The sequence below is a fragment of the Bacillus sp. FJAT-27001 genome (genome assembly GCF_019039175.1).
In the GTDB taxonomy this organism is placed as follows: domain Bacteria; phylum Bacillota; class Bacilli; order Bacillales; family Bacillaceae; genus Bacillus; species Bacillus velezensis.
Genome location: NZ_JAHOAA010000012.1, coordinates 1 through 17,276 on the forward strand (window position 1 = coordinate 1; position 17,276 = coordinate 17,276).

At 46.7% G+C, this 17,276-nt stretch carries 19 protein-coding genes; 5 read left to right on the top strand and 14 right to left on the bottom strand.

Annotation, left to right across the window (positions count from 1 at the left end):
* Positions 1–90 precede the first annotated feature (90 nt).
* From BGM27_RS19445 to BGM27_RS19460, 4 genes are all read right to left on the bottom strand, one after another.
* Complete coding sequence (locus BGM27_RS19445) at positions 91–1,629, bottom strand: bifunctional GNAT family N-acetyltransferase/carbon-nitrogen hydrolase family protein (RefSeq protein ID WP_007408451.1); 1,539 nt, start codon at positions 1,627–1,629, stop codon at positions 91–93.
* On the bottom strand, positions 1,622–2,311 hold the full coding sequence (locus BGM27_RS19450; RefSeq protein ID WP_007408450.1) for an HAD family hydrolase: 690 nt from the start codon (positions 2,309–2,311) through the stop codon (positions 1,622–1,624). Before BGM27_RS19450 ends, BGM27_RS19445 begins: the two co-directional genes overlap by 8 nt.
* 127 nt (positions 2,312–2,438) lie before the next feature.
* A complete protein-coding gene (locus BGM27_RS19455) occupies positions 2,439–2,861 on the bottom strand; it encodes a CBS domain-containing protein (RefSeq protein WP_007408449.1) in 423 nt (140 codons plus the stop codon).
* Between the two features lie 130 nt (positions 2,862–2,991).
* Positions 2,992–3,387 (bottom strand): DUF5365 family protein, encoded by a 396-nt coding sequence (locus BGM27_RS19460; protein ID WP_007408448.1) that lies wholly within the window; start codon positions 3,385–3,387, stop codon positions 2,992–2,994.
* A gap of 109 nt (positions 3,388–3,496) precedes the next feature.
* Between BGM27_RS19460 and BGM27_RS19465 the strand changes: the two genes are divergently transcribed.
* Complete coding sequence (locus BGM27_RS19465; protein ID WP_007408447.1) at positions 3,497–4,405, top strand: RluA family pseudouridine synthase; 909 nt, start codon at positions 3,497–3,499, stop codon at positions 4,403–4,405.
* Here the strand turns inward: BGM27_RS19465 and BGM27_RS19470 are convergent.
* Positions 4,402–4,998: a class D sortase gene (locus BGM27_RS19470; RefSeq protein WP_007408446.1), complete on the bottom strand. Its 597-nt coding sequence runs from the start codon at positions 4,996–4,998 to the stop codon at positions 4,402–4,404. The two genes, BGM27_RS19465 and BGM27_RS19470, sit on opposite strands and share 4 nt — an antisense overlap.
* The gene (locus BGM27_RS19475; RefSeq protein WP_020953955.1) at positions 4,995–7,037 is read right to left on the bottom strand and encodes a 5'-nucleotidase C-terminal domain-containing protein; all 2,043 of its coding nucleotides are present in this window, start codon (positions 7,035–7,037) and stop codon (positions 4,995–4,997) included. Before BGM27_RS19475 ends, BGM27_RS19470 begins: the two co-directional genes overlap by 4 nt.
* A gap of 192 nt (positions 7,038–7,229) precedes the next feature.
* Here BGM27_RS19475 and BGM27_RS19480 point away from each other — a divergent pair, with 192 nt between their 5' ends.
* Positions 7,230–7,895: a spore coat protein gene (locus tag BGM27_RS19480; protein WP_007408445.1), complete on the top strand. Its 666-nt coding sequence runs from the start codon at positions 7,230–7,232 to the stop codon at positions 7,893–7,895.
* Here the strand turns inward: BGM27_RS19480 and BGM27_RS19485 are convergent, their stop codons facing one another.
* Entirely contained in the window at positions 7,896–8,798 is a 903-nt protein-coding gene (locus BGM27_RS19485) for a hypothetical protein (RefSeq protein WP_007408444.1), read from the bottom strand.
* Between the two features lie 120 nt (positions 8,799–8,918).
* Positions 8,919–9,458, bottom strand: a complete 540-nt coding sequence (locus BGM27_RS19490) for a YhcN/YlaJ family sporulation lipoprotein (RefSeq protein WP_003155362.1) — start codon at positions 9,456–9,458, stop codon at positions 8,919–8,921.
* A gap of 144 nt (positions 9,459–9,602) precedes the next feature.
* Here BGM27_RS19490 and BGM27_RS19495 point away from each other — a divergent pair, with 144 nt between their 5' ends.
* Positions 9,603–10,088 (top strand): hypothetical protein, encoded by a 486-nt coding sequence (locus BGM27_RS19495; protein ID WP_007408443.1) that lies wholly within the window; start codon positions 9,603–9,605, stop codon positions 10,086–10,088.
* Positions 10,089–10,188: 100 nt separating this feature from the next.
* Here BGM27_RS19495 and BGM27_RS19500 read toward each other — a convergent pair whose 3' ends face one another.
* Positions 10,189–11,580 carry an L-cystine transporter gene (locus BGM27_RS19500; RefSeq protein ID WP_007408442.1) on the bottom strand — a complete coding sequence of 464 codons (1,392 nt, stop codon included), beginning with the start codon at positions 11,578–11,580 and terminating at the stop codon, positions 10,189–10,191.
* Positions 11,581–11,731: 151 nt separating this feature from the next.
* On the opposite strand from BGM27_RS19500, the gene BGM27_RS19505 reads away from it, so the two are divergent.
* Positions 11,732–12,811 (top strand): diguanylate cyclase, encoded by a 1,080-nt coding sequence (locus BGM27_RS19505; protein WP_007408441.1) that lies wholly within the window; start codon positions 11,732–11,734, stop codon positions 12,809–12,811.
* 16 nt (positions 12,812–12,827) lie between these two features.
* Here the strand turns inward: BGM27_RS19505 and BGM27_RS19510 are convergent, their stop codons facing one another.
* Entirely contained in the window at positions 12,828–13,658 is an 831-nt protein-coding gene (locus BGM27_RS19510) for a MetQ/NlpA family ABC transporter substrate-binding protein (protein WP_007408440.1), read from the bottom strand.
* Positions 13,659–14,040: 382 nt separating this feature from the next.
* Between BGM27_RS19510 and cspB the strand changes: the two genes are divergently transcribed.
* On the top strand, positions 14,041–14,241 hold the full coding sequence (gene cspB / locus BGM27_RS19515; protein WP_003155376.1) for a cold shock-like protein CspB: 201 nt from the start codon (positions 14,041–14,043) through the stop codon (positions 14,239–14,241).
* Between the two features lie 91 nt (positions 14,242–14,332).
* Here the strand turns inward: cspB and BGM27_RS19520 are convergent, their stop codons facing one another.
* Genes BGM27_RS19520 through BGM27_RS19535 form a run of 4 tightly spaced genes read right to left on the bottom strand, consistent with a single transcriptional unit; the run spans position 14,333 to position 17,274 of the window.
* Complete coding sequence (locus tag BGM27_RS19520; RefSeq protein ID WP_007408439.1) at positions 14,333–15,280, bottom strand: ABC transporter permease; 948 nt, start codon at positions 15,278–15,280, stop codon at positions 14,333–14,335.
* On the bottom strand, positions 15,273–16,190 hold the full coding sequence (locus tag BGM27_RS19525; RefSeq protein ID WP_007408438.1) for an ABC transporter ATP-binding protein: 918 nt from the start codon (positions 16,188–16,190) through the stop codon (positions 15,273–15,275). Before BGM27_RS19525 ends, BGM27_RS19520 begins: the two co-directional genes overlap by 8 nt.
* Positions 16,191–16,907, bottom strand: a complete 717-nt coding sequence (locus BGM27_RS19530; RefSeq protein WP_007408437.1) for an ATP-binding cassette domain-containing protein — start codon at positions 16,905–16,907, stop codon at positions 16,191–16,193.
* Positions 16,897–17,274, bottom strand: coding sequence for a GntR family transcriptional regulator (locus BGM27_RS19535; protein WP_007408436.1), 378 nt, complete (start codon positions 17,272–17,274; stop codon positions 16,897–16,899). The genes BGM27_RS19530 and BGM27_RS19535 overlap by 11 nt, the downstream gene beginning before the upstream one ends.
* Between the last annotated feature and the right edge of the window lie 2 nt (positions 17,275–17,276).

The following is a 17,276-nucleotide window of genomic DNA, read 5'->3' on the forward strand; positions in this document are numbered from 1 at the left end:
TAAACTATCGGCAATTGGCTGTTTAAAAGGTGTTTTGACCCCTGTCTCAAAAACGGGGGGCAGTCCCCTTAAGCGGAGCGGGCGTTTTTTTTATTTCAGATGCGTAATCCGGTAAATGTCTTTGCGCCGGTCTTTCAGCTGGCGCACGGTTCCGTTTTCACGCTGCCTTCTTAAGATTTCAAGGTCCACGTCCCCGATCACGACCATTTCGATATTCGGATTCGTTTCACCGACGATTCCGTCTCTGGCAAATTCAAAATCAGACGGAGCAAAAATGGCTGACTGCGCGTATTGAATATCCATATTTTCTGTTTGCGGCAGGTTTCCGACCGTACCTGAGATGACGGTGTAAATTTGGTTTTCAACCGCTCGCGCCTGAGAGCAGTACCTTACGCGCAAGTAGCCTTGGCGGTCTTCAGTGCAGAACGGCGTAAAGATAATTTTCGCCCCTTGATCCGCGGCAATTCTCGCAAGCTCCGGAAATTCGATATCGTAACAGATCTGAATGGCGATCTTTCCGCAGTCCGTATCAAATACGCGCACCCTGTCTCCGGCGCTGATGCCCCACCATTTCCGCTCATTCGGCGTAATGTGAAGCTTATATTGTTTTTCAATCGTGCCGTCACGTCTGAATAAGTACGCGATGTTATAAATTTTCCCCTCTTCTTCAACGAAGTGGGAGCCGCCGATGATGTTGACGTTATATTTCACCGCGAGATCTGTAAAGAGGCTGATATAGTCCTCGGTATATTCGGTAATCCTCTGAATGGCCAGACTCGGAGAACGCTCCTCGAGGAAAGACATGAGCTGCGTCGTGAAAATCTCCGGGAACACTGCGAAATCAGATCTCGCATCGGAAGCCACATCGACATAATATTCAACCTGATTGGCAAATTCCTCGAAGGAGTAAATCTTTTTCATTTCATATTGAATGACGCAGATGCGCACCGGAAATGCCGATTTGTAATAGCGCTTCGATTGCGGCAGGTAATCGACATTGTTCCATTGCATTAATGTCGCATATTTAATGGACGCGGTGTCATCCGGGAGATAATTCGGATTGATCCGCATGAGCGTAAATCCGTTCATCAGCTGGAAAGAAAGCACCGGATCATAAATCTGATGGCGCGTCACCTGTTCGACATAAGCTCTCGCCGTCATTTCTTCCGCATACTTATGATAATTCGGAATCCGCCCGCCGATAATGATGCTTTTCAGATTCAATCGTCTCGCCAAGTCTTTTCTCGCCTCATACAGCCGGTGTCCGATTTTCATCCGTCTGTATTCCGGGTGAACCATTACCTCAATCCCGTACAGATTCAATCCGTCCGGGTTGTGGTTCGTGATATAACCGTCGTCTGTAATGTCCTGCCACGTGTGGCGGTCATCATATTCATCGAAATTGATGATCAGGCTTGAGCATGAACCGATAATTTCCCCTTCATACTCGGCGCAAAACTGACCTTCCGGAAAGTGCGCGAGATGGCTGATTAAATGCTCAGGCTCCCACGGCTCCATCCCCGGAAAACAATCCTTTTGCAGCTCAATAATTTTGTTGATATCTTTCTCTTCCATATTCCGGATGACCATTTTCTTTTCAAAACGGGTCAGATCAAGTTTCTCAGACAATGCTGCTTCCCCCTGCCGTTTCGTTTTGATCGTTCAATCGCTGTAAGAGTAATTCAAGTTCCATTTCCGCCATCGATTCCAGTCTGTGATCGTATTCTTCAAATAACAGGGCGCTTGTTACCTTATTCGGGACGATGACACATTTCATGCCGGCCCGTTTGGCTGCGATTGAGCCGTTGACCGAATCCTCAAAGGCCAGACATTCAGATGGTTCAACGCCTAAATGTTCCGCAGCTTTCAGATAGAGCTCCGGATTCGGCTTCACTTCTTCTACGTCGTCAGCCGTCTGAATCACTTCAAATTCATCAAACAGGCCTAATTCCTTCAGATGGCCCGATACCCATTTAAAATCTGAGCTGGACGCGAGCCCCACTTTCAATCCTAATTCTTTTGCCGCGGCTAAATAAGCCTCCACCCCGGGACGCGCCGTTTCCGTCTTCATCCGCTGTTCGAAGCGCCCGCGCCTGATCGCCGTCAGTTCATCATGATCGAGCTTTCTTCCCAGCTGCTCCTCTAAATATGCGAACGGCTTAAACCCCGCGGCCGTTCCGATCACCTTTCCCCAGACGGATAAAGGCAATGTTGAACCGTGTTCTTCAAACATTTCCTGCAGCACTTCATATTCATGGGTTTCTGTATCTAAAATTAACCCGTCAAAATCAAAGATTAATGCTTTTATCAATGGTTACAGCTCCTTTAGCTAAACGTACTGACCTATGTATACACTATACCGTGAATTTCTTTCGCGTTCAAAATGTAACATTCTCACGGAAAGAAGAGCCTGCATGAGTGCAAGCTCTCTTCATCCGTTACTGTGTGTTTTGACTGGAAATATTGGAAAGAGCTGCTCCCGCAGACTCATTTGAACGCTGATCGACCGCTAAGTCTCCAAGCGCAACGATCCCGACCAGATGATTTTGATCGACAATGGGAAGGCGGCGGATTTGGTGTTGGGCCATCAGATGTGACGCCTCTTCAAGACTCATTTCCGGGTTTCCGGATACAACTGCAGAAGACATCACGTGTGAAACAGGTGTTTGGCCGTCGCGGCCTTGAGCCGTTGTTCTCAATGCGATATCACGGTCTGTCAGCATTCCTTTTAATTCCCCTCCGTCAACGACGGGAATTGCTCCGACATTATGCTGGTGCATCAGCGCAGCCGCTTCCTGAATCGTTTGATTGGGAGAAACGGTAGCCACGTGGGTAGTCATTGATTGTTTGATTGAACTCATTGTAAAGCACCCCTTTCGACATTTATTATGCTCGGGGATTTGTCTCATTATAAAGGGAGTTAGAGGAAAGAAATTGTGGTATCATGTCAAGGAAGCAAAAAAGAGCCTGTTAAAAGGCTCTTTATACCCGTCAGATCAGCCTTCTGTGACCGCAGGCTTCTGATCCGGCCCCTGTCTCGAAATCATCATAGGTAAAGGGAAAATTCATTCCGCATTCATTCAGCAAAGCGCAATTTTTATCAAACAGCGCCCGCTCTTTGACGTCATATACCGGGTGCGGCTTTGACAGCATGATATGTACCGTTTGCAGACAAGCCATAATTTGAAACGCTTCTTTTAAAGTTCCTTGGTAACGTTGGTTTTGTAATGATAATACGCCCCTTTTTTTAAAGCGCTGAATTTCCAGTTCGGAGAAATAAAGAGGAAAGACATTTTGAAACAATTCAGAGGAAAGCTCTTGTATCGCGCTTTCTTGTCCGTCAGTCGCTGCGTTCACAATTCTCACATCAATCACCTTTCTTGCCATGTGAATATCCTTAATCTTTATCAAGAATAGCATAGAAAAAAACGCGAAAGCTAAGGTAAGTGTTTCCTATTGAAACAGCCGCTTTCCGCTTGAAAAGGAGCTTTATGATATGAAACAAAATGACCGCGGTCTGGAACTCCTGATTACGGAAAAGCACGCCGGACAATGGCTGTTTTCAGTCCTGAAATCTGAATTCCAGGCGTCAAAACCCGTAATTACGGAATGGATGAACCAAGAAAGCATTCAGGTGAATCGAACATCCCCGAAAAACAACATCATACTGAAAACCGGAGATCGCTTATTCATTGATCTTCAGGAAAAAACGGGTTCTTCGGTGACTCCGGAATACGGAGAGCCGGACATTTTATTTGAGGACAATCATATGCTGATTGCAAATAAGCCGGCGGGAATGCCGACTCATCCAAATGAAGAGGGTCAGACCGGCACCCTCAGCAACCTGATCGCTTACCATTTTCAAATCAACGGCGAGCAGGCGAAAGTGCGCCACGTTCACCGTCTTGACCGTGACACGTCAGGCGCGGTCGTTTTCGCGAAACACCGCCTGGCCCATGCAATCCTTGACCGTCAGCTCGAAACCAAAACATTAAAACGCACCTATATCGCCGCGGCGGAAGGAAAAGTCACGCCGAAAAAAGGCACGGTTGACTCGCCGATCGGCCGCGACAGGTCACATTCCGTCAGACGGCGCGTCTCACCCGGCGGACAAGCCGCCGTCACCCATTACAAAGTGAAAGGCTATCATCCCGGTGCGCAGCTTACATTGGCAGAGCTTGAACTGGAAACCGGGAGAACACATCAAATCAGGGTGCATATGGCAAGCATCGGCCATCCGTTGGCGGGCGATGACCTGTACGGCGGAAGCAGGACGCTGTTTCACAGGCAGGCGCTTCACGCAAAAAAAGTCAGTGTCGTCCATCCGATCTCAGGAGAAGAAATCGTTGCCGAGGCGCCGATGCCGGCTGATCTGGCTCATTTTACCGAAACGTATTTTTCTTAAACAGGGTCGGCATATATAATATATCGTTTCGGCGCATTTCCAATGTAAGAAAACGGATAGCAAGTGGTCAGGATCAGTTCCTCCCGCTTGTGCTGAAGGGTGATGACAGATGTATCATCCCGGCTGACGATTTTTGTACGGCTGATTTTATAAGAAAACGTGCCGTAAGACAAAATCACGTTCAGTCTGTCTCCTTTTTTCAGTTCGCCGGTCCGGCGGAACACCGTGTCCCTGTGGCCGGATAACACAATTTGGCCGTGATCGCCCGGATAATAGCTGTCCTTATAATGTCCGACGCCTTTTGCTAAATCATCTGCGTCAGTCCCTTCGACGATCGGGAGCTCAGCGTCGATTTCAGGGATTTCTAAAATGCCGCTTGCCTTACCCGTTTCGGGGTGAAATTCTTTTTTGCGCTGTGTCAGCACAGCGCTTTTTGTTTCGTTCTTTTCCAAGACAGGTTCTGTTGCTTTTTTTGCTTCTTCAAGCGAATGGTTCGTTTTCATATGTGAATCAATGATCTTCCAGCTTCCGTAACATGTGATGATGATACCGGCGATGATGACGAGAAGCGGAATATGTTTCAGTTTGTTCATCGTGTGCGGGTTCCCCTTTTCTTTCTGAAAAGCCAATATACGCCGGCACCCGTGATCACCAGTCCGGCCAATGCCGTCTGATGGCTGCCCGCTGAAGTATCAGGCAATGGGCGGCCTTTTTGTGTGCCGCTTTCAGTCTGTTTTGTGCTTTGTTCCGAATTTGCGGCAGACGCCGGACGGGATTCGGGAATTGACTCCACTGTATCAGATGCTGTTTCTTTTACGACAGGACGTTCAGGTTTTTTGGTTTGATCAGGCTGTTCTGCTGCATCCGGTTTTTCCGCTTGAGGTTTTTCTCCTTTATCAGGCCTGGTACCGCCCGGTGTTTCCCCGCTTCCCGGCTGATTGCCGGTGTCATCAGGTGTTTCGGCGGCTGATGCCGTGCGGATTCGGCCGTCGGTTTGATAAGAAATCGGCGCGGAAAAGCTTTTGACATAGTCTACTGTCGCTTCCAAATCCTCAGGCCCCGTCACCGGATTCTTGCCGAGTTTCCCGATCGGACCGTATTTTGCCCCCGCTGCCGTTGCCATAAATTGATTGACTGTTACTGTATATCCTTTTTCGGGCTGTATGTCTGTCCCGTCCGCCATCTTCATATCAACCGCTTGTCCGGTTTCCGGGTTCCATGTATAAGAAAATCCGCTGATGCTGTAATCCGGTCCGTACACCGGAGAAATTTGCGCGTTAATGATCTCCCGCAAATCTTTTCCTTTGATTTCAAGCTTCGTCAGCACATTGCCGAACGGCTGTACATTATAAAGGTCTCCCCATGTGATCGGCCCTTTTTTTAAGCCGTCCCGGATGCCTCCTCCATTCATAAGCGCAAAATCGGATTTCATCTTCGCTTTCATACCGTCGGCAATCAGATTTCCGAGCGCCGTGTCGCCGTCATTTGAATACCCGCCCGTTATATCATGGGCCGCTTCCCCGACTGCTTCGCTGATAATCGGTTTCACTTTCTCTTCATATTTGCTTAATATGCCTGCCGCAGCCGGGTCAGGCTTGATTTTGCTTTGATCGATATATTGGATTTCCGCTGATTTTTTCACGATATCCTTCGACTCTTTATCAAGTTCAAGATCCGCGATTCCGATTGCTTTTCCGTATTCAAATGCCTGCACGATCAGCTTGCCGTCGATTTCTCCGTTTACGACTTTATGATTGTGCGCGGCGAAAATCACATCAATCTCTGAGTCTGTTCCGCTTGCAAGCTTTGCGGATTCTCCCGTGATTGCTGAGCCATTTTGTTCAGCAGACATATGGGCGAGCACGGCGATTGCTTTAATTCCTTTTTTCTTCAGGTCAGCGGCGGCGTCATTGACAGCCTTTACCTCATCCGTAAACGTAATATTTTTAATTCCGTCCGGGATGACCATGCCTGCCGCCGATCTGGTTACAACCCCGATAAATGCGACCGGAATTCCGGAAACGTATTTAATTTCATACGGCGGCAGAAAGGACTCCCCTGACTTCAGTTTACAGTTGGCGCAGACGAGCGGGAAATTTTGGCCGTCATAACCGCTTGTCCCCTTACCGTCCGGATGATCTCCTCCATTGATGATCCGTTTAAGCTCATTCGTTCCTTCATCGAATTCGTGATTGCCGACAGTTCCGACATCAAAACCGATGTCTTCCATCAATTCTACTGTCGGTTCATCCTGAAAAAGGGCTGACACGGGAGAGCTGCCCCCGATCATATCGCCCACATGCACGACAAAGGCGTGTTCTTTCTCGGCTTTCGCCTTTTTAATGTACGCTGCGGCGTAGTCCATCCGCCCGAAAGTGCCATCCGGTTTACCGTCTCCGTTAAGGTCAAGCTCATATTGCTGATCAATTTTTCCGTGCAGATCATTCATACTGATGATTCTGAGCGGGACACGGCCGGAGTCTTCTGTCTGCTGTTCTTTATACGCTTTATCCATTCCAGCTTCATTCAGTGATCCTGCTTGTCCGATTGCTTCCGCATCTTTCACGCTGAACATCAAAAAACAAACCGTCAGCAAACAGCACGTAAGACGCATACCCCTTTTTTTCTTCATTCATTTCCCCCCTGTCTTCTAAGAAATACGTTAGCTTATTTTCTTAAAAATCACATCACTTTTTTGTAAAGATTGTCTTCACTGGCGCAAAATAGTAAATAATCCCCACGTAACGAAACAGGTCTTGATGTATAACGGATCGGCTTTTTTCACATCTTAATGATGATTTGACATGAAGGAGGAAAACAACCAGTGGAACAGCAGCAGAATCAGCAGCAGCCGCCAGTAAATCAAGGGATCCCGGGTTCACCGCAAGTGAATCACGGAGGACATGAGCTTTTCGATATGCATGAAGTGCTGGCCGGAACAGTCGGCGTTTTGGATCAATTTATGATGCTCAGACAGTTTATACAGGATCAGCAGCTGGCCGACATCCTTGACCGCCAGTATCAATTCATTCTCGGACTCTATAATCTGACGGCAGAATGCTTTAAGACCGGCCAAAAGCCTTCTCAGGAAACGTCGACATATATGATGAAGGAACAGAACCAGGCCGTCTACGGTATAAAACCGACTCAGCCGAAAAAACCGAATCAATCATTAAATGATGTCAAAGATCTCGGGATCAGCGGCCATATGCTCGGCCTGATTAAAGCTCAAGCTTCTCTCTTGACGATGAGCTCGCTTGAAATGACCAATCCCGTCACTAGAAGAGTGCTCTCCGCCCAAATTCAGCAATATGTCGAAATGGCGTATGAAATCTTCTTATACCAAAACAAACACGGTTATTATCAGGTTCCTCAGCTCAATGCACAAGATATGCAGACCATGCTGAATTCATTTGCGCCGGCCCAGGGACAGCCGCAAATGCCTCCGATTAAAGGACAAATGGGACAGCAGCAGCAAAACCTCCATTGATTAAAAAACGGCGTTGGAAACCTGACTCTCCAATGCCGTTTTCTTTTTTTCATATGCTTTTGTGAAATCATGTTCAAATCGTTTCAGGCTTTCTTTCGTAGCCGCTTCAAAGCCTTTTTCAAAATCCTGTGTTTCGGCGGTTTTGTTGATAATGGTTAAGATAATGCCTTCTCCGAATGTTTCGGTTAAGTCCTTTATCATATAGAAGCTTTGCAAATAGACATCTGTTTCATATTCCATACGCGATTTCTGCCATTTTCGGTCGGTCGTTAATTGATCAAACGGCACGACGGAAAATGCAATCGGATCAATGACTACATCATAATGCGCGACCCACTCGCTCAGCCCCTCATGAAACCAAAGCGGAAATACAGACGTATCCGTCCCCAATTGCCGCGTTTTTTGATGAAACGCGTAGTGTGTATATTCATGTATAATCAATTGCTTATACATGAAAACGGCCAGCTCATCTTTTTTCAAAAGCTGTTTTTTCTCTTCAGGCAAAAGCCCCATCATCTGCTCCTGTTCTGAATAAAAACCGACTACATTTTTCAATCCTGAATATTGCTCCATTTCAGCTTCATCTGAAAAGAAAATGAGTTCAAGTGGCGCTGCACCTTTATAGCCGACAATGATTTGATTGATACGCTTTGCGTGGTCCAGCGCAAGCTTGGTCAGATCCAAGAGCGGCTTTTCATCCGCCGTATAGTAAATCGCTGTATGTTTGTAAATTTCTTTATTCATGTGTTCAGTCACTTGTTCCTTCGTCGGAACAGAGCGGCTGTTTTGGCCTGACAGGACGTACATCATACTTACTGAAACGGCTGAACTGACAGCCAATATGACAAGGACTCCGCACAGGATCAGAGTGAATGCCGCCCGTTTCCCCATGCCGTCACGCAAACAAGCTCCCCTCCCCGATCCTTTCATTTTCATCTCATTCTTTACTTTATGCTCAGGAGCGCTGGGTCGTGACGGCAGATAAAATAAAAAAGCCGCAGCAAATGCGGCTTTTCCATTCATTTATTTATTGGGGTTTGGGAATACACGCTGCACCATTTGGCCGAATTCATCAAACAGACCGGATACAGGATGTCCGTTTTGGATTCGTTTTCCGTAGCCTTGCATGCGTTCAACGAAGTCCGGGTTCGCTGATACATATACAGTCCGGACATGTTTATCGGCTGATTTCACCTTATCGGTAATCTTATTTTTTAAATGGTTGGCGATGGCGCCTTTTTGCCCGTTTGTCAAAACAACGGCAACATATGCGCTGTTTCCTGCAACGATCACAGTCGCATTTTTAACCTCTTTTAAATCAGTCACCTTGTCGGCGGCTTTATCAGCCACTCTCAGGTTACGATTGTCATTGTGATCGGTGTTTTGGTTATGACGGTTCACTGTATTCATATTTGTCGCACCGTCGTTAGGCGTGTTGCGGTAATTTACATTCTGGGTGCGGTTGTCATTTCGTTTTCCTTCTCCTTGGTTCCCCATACTGCACCCTGCGGTAATCAGCATCGGCAGAAGAAGGGCAGAGATAACTGCTTGCTTTTTTATCATGTGAATTCCTCCTTTCTCACTTTACGTATAGGTTTTTCTATTCGGCGGGATTTATGCACGCCGTTTGCATTCTGAGCGGTTTGGATAAATATCAGAAGGAAAGGGAAAGGTAAGCGTAATCAATTGAATGAGGAGGGATTTAACTTGTTCAGAAAAAAAAGCGGCATCAGCCCGACAGCGCTGCTGATCGGATCATCGATTCTGATTGCAGCTTTATCACCCGAAATCCGCCGGAAAATCTCCGGAATGGTTTCAGGCCGAATGCAGCATAAAGATGGTACACACTCCATGCAGCCTGCTGACCTGATTCAACAAGCTTTCGGCGGGGAATCCGGCGGACAGCAGCACACGGACAAAGCCCGGCATTCACAAACCGGCTCATTGCAGCCTGCCGAGCTGATCAAACAGGCGTTCGGCGGGGAATCCGGCGGACAGCAGCATGAGCAGACTTCCCGCAATCACGCCGGCTCATCCCATACGGACGGACAGGCAGACCGCAGCCGCAGTAAAGAAACTTCGCCGAAGCCTCACTATACCGAGCCGATTCACTTTGAAGAAAGCGCGGTGAATGTTTTAAATGACAGCACCGTGATGAATATGCTGGAAGAAATTGAACCCGGAAATCATTAGAAACGAAAAAAAATCCTTCATTCGTTCAACGATGAAGGATTTTTCGTTTTAGCGCTCTATCTCATATTTTTCTATAAGAGAATGAACCATCGATCTGCTTTTAAGCTTCTTCAGCTTCAATGACGATTGTGGAATCATTGTACACCGCGGTATCGGTTTCCTTCGTCATTTTACTTGTTAACAGCCCTGCGGTCATACTGCCGCTGACATTTAAGGCGGTGCGCCCCATGTCAATTAACGGCTCAATTGAAATGAGCAGTCCGGCAAGCGCGACAGGCATGTTCAAAGCGGATAGGACGAGCAGAGCCGCAAATGTCGCGCCGCCTCCCACACCTGCTACACCGAATGAACTGATTGCCACGATGGCGATGACGGAAATGATAAATCCCGGTTCAAACGGGTTTTGTCCTACTGTCGGCGCAATCATCATCGCGAGCATCGCCGGATAAATACCGGCACAGCCGTTTTGACCGATTGATAAGCCGAATGAACCGGCGAAGTTCGCAATGCCTTCCGGTACGCCCATGCTTTTTTGTGTTTTAATATTGAGCGGCAAAGCCCCTGCGCTTGAACGGGACGTAAACGCAAACACCATAACCGGAAATGCTTTTTTCACGTATGTGATCGGATTTAAACCGCTGAACGTGATCAGCAGCAAGTGAATGATAAACATGGCGATAAGCGCGGCGTATGAAGCGATCACAAACATCCCCAGTTTCGCAATGCTGTCGATGTCGCTTGTCGCGATCGTTTTGGTCATAATCGCCAATACCCCGTAAGGCGTCAGTCTTAAAATTAATGTCACGACGCGCATAATAATCGCGTAAACCGCATCGACAATTCCGCTGAATGTCGCTGCGTGCTCCGGCTGCTTCCGTTTCACGCCCAGAAAAGCGATGCCGAGGAAAGCGGCGAAAATAACGACTCCGATGGTGGAAGTCGGTCTGGCTCCCGTGAAATCAAGAAACGGATTCCCCGGCAGAAGCTCAACGATTTGCTGAGGCAGCGTTTTGGCCGTCATATCCTCAGATTTTTGCTGCAGCTCCTGACCCCTTGATAACTCAGTGCTCCCCTGGTCGATATGAACGGCTTTCAGATCAAAGGAAAGCGCCGAAACAATTCCGACTGCCGCGGCAATTGCTGTCGTAGCAATCAAAATTCCGATGATCAGTCCGCTGATTTTCCCGATGTTATGGGTCAGTTTAAGCTTCGTAAATGCGCCGAGAATAGAAATAAAGACTAGCGGCATGACGATCATCTGAAGCAATTTGACATAACCGCCGCCGGCGATATTAAACCAATCGGCCGTTTGTGTCACGACATGTGAGGCCGGCCCGTAAATCAATTGCAGCGCAAAACCGAATACAATGCCTAATCCGAGCGCGGTAAAGACACGTTTAGAAAAGGAAACGTGTTTTTTTTGCATCACAAACAGACCTGCTATAAACAAAAACAAAATAAAAACATGTAAGATTACAAATAAATTCTCCAAAACAGGTAAACACTCCCTTGCTCATTATCCTTAAACACTATATTACATCAATTCCGATCGGTCAAGTAAGAATTGACAATATATGTATTTTTATTGATTTTTCTCTTTTCTTTCCATCCTTTCTTTAGTAACTTATATAAGGGTGATTGTTATGCTGAAGGAACTGTTTCTTAATTTGACGATTTTAATCACATTTAATTATCTCTTCACCGTTCTTTTTAAAGAGTCGCTTTCACATAAAGAAGACCGTCCGATGTTTCAATTACTGAAGGGGGCGGTTTGCGGGCTTTTAGGGGTTTTTCTGATTGCTTTCGGCTTTTCTTACTCTGATTTCATCATCGATCTCAGAAATATTCCCATTATCATCGCCGCTCTTTACGGAGGCTGGGTGTCTACAGCAGCTGCCTTTTTCATTATCGTGGCAGGCCGTATCCTGATCAATTTCAATGCCAGCGCCATTTATTCTATCGCCGCAGTCGGCATGATTGCGATACTTTCTGTGGCCGTATTCAGAGGAAAAAAGCCGAATCACAAAAATGCGTTCGTTATGCTGCTCTTTTCAAATGTTATTATCACCCTGACGCTGCTGTTACTTATGCCTGAACAGCCTGCCGGGGCCCTCGTTTATTTTTGGCTCATTTCTACCTTGGGCGGAATGCTGTCGCTATATATCATTAAACACGAAGCCGATGCCCGCCTTTTGTTCAAGCAATACAAGTTTCAAGCGAATTATGATTTTCTGACGGGGATTTTTAATAAGAGAAAATTCGAGGAAGTCTCGCGCGTTCTGTACGATCGGGCGTCTCAATCCCCCTCGTCTCAGCTCGCGCTTATTTATTTGGATATTGATCACTTTAAGCAGATCAATGATCAATACGGCCATTATGAAGGGGACCAAGTGCTGAAGGAACTGGGGGCGCGCCTGAGGTTCTTACTCAGCAGTTCTGATCCGTCAGCCCGCATCGGCGGGGAAGAATTTGCCGTACTTATGCCCAATTGCACGTATACAAAAGGGCTTCACCTCGCAGAAGAAATCAGGCACACGATTGACGCGAACCCGATTCTGCTGACGAGCGGAGATACAATTCCCGTGACCGTTTCCCTCGGCATCGCGCATTATCCGACAAATACATCGGATCCTCAGACATTGCCCCTGATCGCGGACCGGATGCTGTACAAAGCGAAAACATCGGGGCGCAATCAAGTGTGCAGCACTGAAAAAAAAGAATGATCGCCCGAAGAGGAAATCATTCTTTCTTTTCAGTGAGAAAGCCGCCCCTCAGGAAAACAGGAATCAGGCTGCCCTCATATTCTTTTTCAATAAACGCCGCGGTATCATCTGATTGATACAAAGACAGGAGTTTTTGCATCCGTTCATCATCTTTATCCTCAGCCCTGACGGCGACCAGATGAATATACGCTTCCTTCATTTGCGCCGATCGGATCAGCGCGTCCTTCTCCGCATGAAATCCTGCTCTTTTCGCCTCGCTTTGACTGAGAACTGCTGCGTCAGCATGTTCCGCCGCCTGATATGCGTTCTTTTTTGTTTCCGTTTTTAAGGTCAGATGCTTCGGGTTGTCCTTGATCATATCAGTTGAACCCGTACCGGTGAATCCCTTTTTCAATGTCATCAGTCCGGCCTCCTGCATGAGAAAAAGCGCCCTGCCGAAGGCCGCCGCTTCACCAGGCACGGCAATGACCGCTCCGTCCGGTATATCCTTCAGCCGTTTATGTTGCTTGGAATACACCCCCAGCGATGCCGCATATGTCGTTCCTAAAGGAGCCAGCTTCTTTTTCACATGAGGCGGCAAAGATTGAAAATAAGAAACGGATTGAAACGCATTGGCGTCGAGATCCCCGCCGGCAAGCGCCAAATCGGCCTCGGCATAATCCGAAAACGTTACCAAAGAGAGCTGCAATCCTTCCTCACCGGCTTTTTTCGCGACAAACTCCCAGATCGATTGATCAGATTCATTGATTCCAATAGTAATTGTCCGGTTCCCGTCAGGATAATGGCATGAAGTAAGTGACATGATCAAAATGAAAAGAAACAGACTGTTTATAAGCCGCAGGTTCAAGTTGACCTACTCCCTATCTATTTTTATGTACAGAGGCTGCACCATGGTATTCGGGCTCATGATTACATACAATACCGATTAAAAAAAGGGTTGTCAATTGCTTCCTTAAGAGGCTGCAAAGCGGTTTTTATCAGCTGAAAATGGGCTGTTCTAGTCTCAAATCTGATTTCCGTATCAGAGCGTTCCCCTCTTAAAACATGTTATTTCGAAAAAAGTTACATTTAGCAGTTGTTTTTTCTTCGAATTACTGGTAGAGTAAAGGTAATTATTTTTGTTCGAACTATCTTTAAGAAGAAAGTTTTGTAAGAGTTTTCGTCTTGGAAGTTTGTTTTAGAGCAAGAATAGTGAATTTAAGCGTTATGTCGCTTTAGGAGGAAATTTCATGTTAGAAGGTAAAGTAAAATGGTTCAACTCTGAAAAAGGATTCGGATTCATCGAAGTAGAAGGTCAAGACGATGTATTCGTTCACTTCTCTGCTATTCAAGGCGAAGGCTTCAAAACTTTAGAAGAAGGCCAATCTGTTTCTTTCGAAATCGTTGAAGGAAACCGCGGACCACAAGCTGCTAACGTAACAAAAGCATAAATTGTTTAAAAACCCTGCCGGTGTACGCCGGCAGGGTTTTTTTCATCTAAAACGAAAAGCTGTTTTGCAAAGGCAAAACAGCTTTTTTATATCAGGTGGCAATATCGCGTTTTAAGAAGACGCCGAATGCGAGCGCCAGAAAAATAACGAAGTAAATCACAAGCATCACAACCGAAAATGTCATCGTCATCCCCTCTACTAAAGGAGTCCCGTTCATATATTGCGACAAATCCGTGTTCGCGAATAAAATATATTTGGTCCATTCAAATTTCGTGGCAAGAAATACAGTCGCCGTGTTTCCCATAACCAATAGAAAAATAGAAAATCCGACCGCTAATGAGCTGTTCCGGAATACCGCAGACAGCATAAACGCCATCGTCGCAAGCATAAAAGCGGAGACAGATTCATAGATATATGTTTTAGCGAGGAAGGCGATGATATTTTGCTCAAAAACATGGCCGTCTTTGTATACGAGATGAATATCAGCCGCAGTATCTCCCCCTGTACCGAAAAAGACCAATCCCAACAGAGCGGAGCCGGCAAATAAAATCACAAGCATCAGCAGTCCGAACAGCAGCACCGTCATATATTTAGAAAGCAAAATCTGAAAACGGCTGAGCGGACGGATAGCCAGCAGCTTGATCGTCCCCCAGTTGAACTCATTCGCCACGATGCCTGCGGCAATGATAATCGTAAACAGCCCGGTCAAAACAGTCATCATCGAAGAATCAGCTACGTATGACCACACTGTGTACCCTGTATCCTCAGGGATGTTATGATCCATACGGTATTGATTTATCGCGACATTCTGTTTCAGGTTATCAATGAGCGTCTGGTTTCCGGTTTCCTTCATCTGCTGTTTCATTTCTTTGTTTTCGGCCTGGAGCTCCTGTTTCCAATTCGGATTGGCTTCGCTCGAGGTGAAATGGTTTGACAGAAGCGCAAAACCGATCATCGAAACGCCTAAAATTACAATCATAGCCCACGTGCCGACGCGGCTGAAAATTTTTATCCATTCATTATAGATCAGCTTAAACATATTGAACCTCCTCTTTCGTCCCGCCGGTAATCTCCAAGAAACGGTCTTCCAAAGATTTTGTCATGATTTTCACTTCATATAAGCGGATGTTTTCACGGACGAGCAGTGAAATCACATCAGGCACTTCCTGTTTTGACAGCTTGATCTCAATGCCGTTTGTCTTCTTCACACAGTCAAACTGACTCAGAACGGCAAGAGCCTCTTCTCTTTGTTCAATATGGAAGAAGTATGTATCTTTATCCTCTTTTCCTTCATCCCTTACTTTTTGAATATCGATAAGCTCCCCTTTTTGCAGAATGCCGATTCGGTCGCACATTAACTCCATTTCTGACAGCAGATGGCTTGAGACGATGACAGCCATTCCTTTTTCACGTGTCAGCTTTTTCAGATGGTCCCTGATTTCCCTGATGCCCGCGGGATCAAGGCCGTTTGTCGGTTCATCCAGAATCAGCACCTTAGGATTATGCAGCAGGCTTTGGGCGAGGCCGAGACGCTGTCTCATTCCGAGAGAGTAGGTTTTTACTTTGTCATGTATTCTGTCCTGCAACCCGACGAGCTCGATGACCTCATCTATTTTTTCTTTCGTAACGCCTTTTACCATCCTTGCGTACTGCTGTAAATTTTTATAACCGCTCAGGAATTTGTACAGCTCCGGGTTTTCCACGATGGCTCCGACGTGCCTGACCGCTTTTGCATAGTTTTTCGTAATGGATTCCCCGCAGATTACGATGTCTCCCTGAGACAGTTTCATTAATCCGACCATCATTCTGATCGTAGTGGTTTTCCCCGCTCCGTTCGGCCCTAGAAACCCAAACACTTCGCCCGCCCGGACGGAGAAGCTCAGATCATGAATAATCGTTCGTCCTTTTATCGTTTTCTTTACCTGTTGCAGTTCTAATACCGTTTCCAATTAGAATCCCCCTTCTATTTCGTGCGCCTGCATGACGCTTCTGTACCATTGCAGCACGGACATTCCTTCCTGTTCCCGAATTTCTTCGACCTCGCGCCGTTCAGCGATTTTCCCTTTTATGAAAACCATCACTTCGTCTAACAGCGTCTCAATCTCGCCGATCTCATGCGTGGCGATGACGACAATCTGGCTGTCAAAATCAATATAAGATACGAGACTGTTGACAATCGATTCTCTGACCGCCGGATCAAGACCTGAAAACGGCTCATCCAGCAGAATGACGGATGCTTTTCTCGACAGGGTCAAAACGATTTTCAGCCTGCCCCGGCTGCCTTTGGACAGCTCTTTTATCTTCTGCTTCGCTGAAAGATTCATTTCCGTTAATAGGTTATGTGCTTTTTCCAGCTGAAAATCCGGGAATTGCGAATGATAAAATGTGAGCATATCACCGACGGTCGTCCGGGCGAAAAACATATCATGTTCGGTTAAATAAGCCGTACGAAACAGCATGTTCCTGCTTACTGCGCAGTCTCCGATCCGGACGGCGCCCGAGGTCGGGAACGCAAGCCCGGCAAGCATTTTAAGCGTTGTTGATTTACCGCTTCCGTTCGGCCCTAAAATTCCGTAGATTTTACCCGGAGACAATGAAAATGATACATCGCTGACCGCGAGCCTGCGGCCGTATTTTTTTGTTACGCCTTCAAAATCAAGATTCATCGTTTCCTTCCTCCGCATATTGTTTGATCCCGTCGATCATTTCCTCAGGAGATAACCCCAGCTCCGCCATTTCCTGAATAAAGCGTTTGAAAACGTCTTTAGTCAGCCTGTCTTTCAGCTCCGCTTTCAGATCGGACCTTTCCGCTATAAAGGTTCCCTGTCCTCTTCTCGTCTCCACGATCCCCAGCCTTTCCATTTCACTGTACGTTCTTTGTATCGTATTCGGATTCACTTTCATCTGTACGGCCATCTCCCTTACGGACGGCAGTTTGTCCCCCGGTGAAAGCTCACTTCGGATCAGCCGGTAATATACACGATCGGCAATCTGCAGATAAATCGGCTTGGATGACTGAAATTCATTCTCCATCA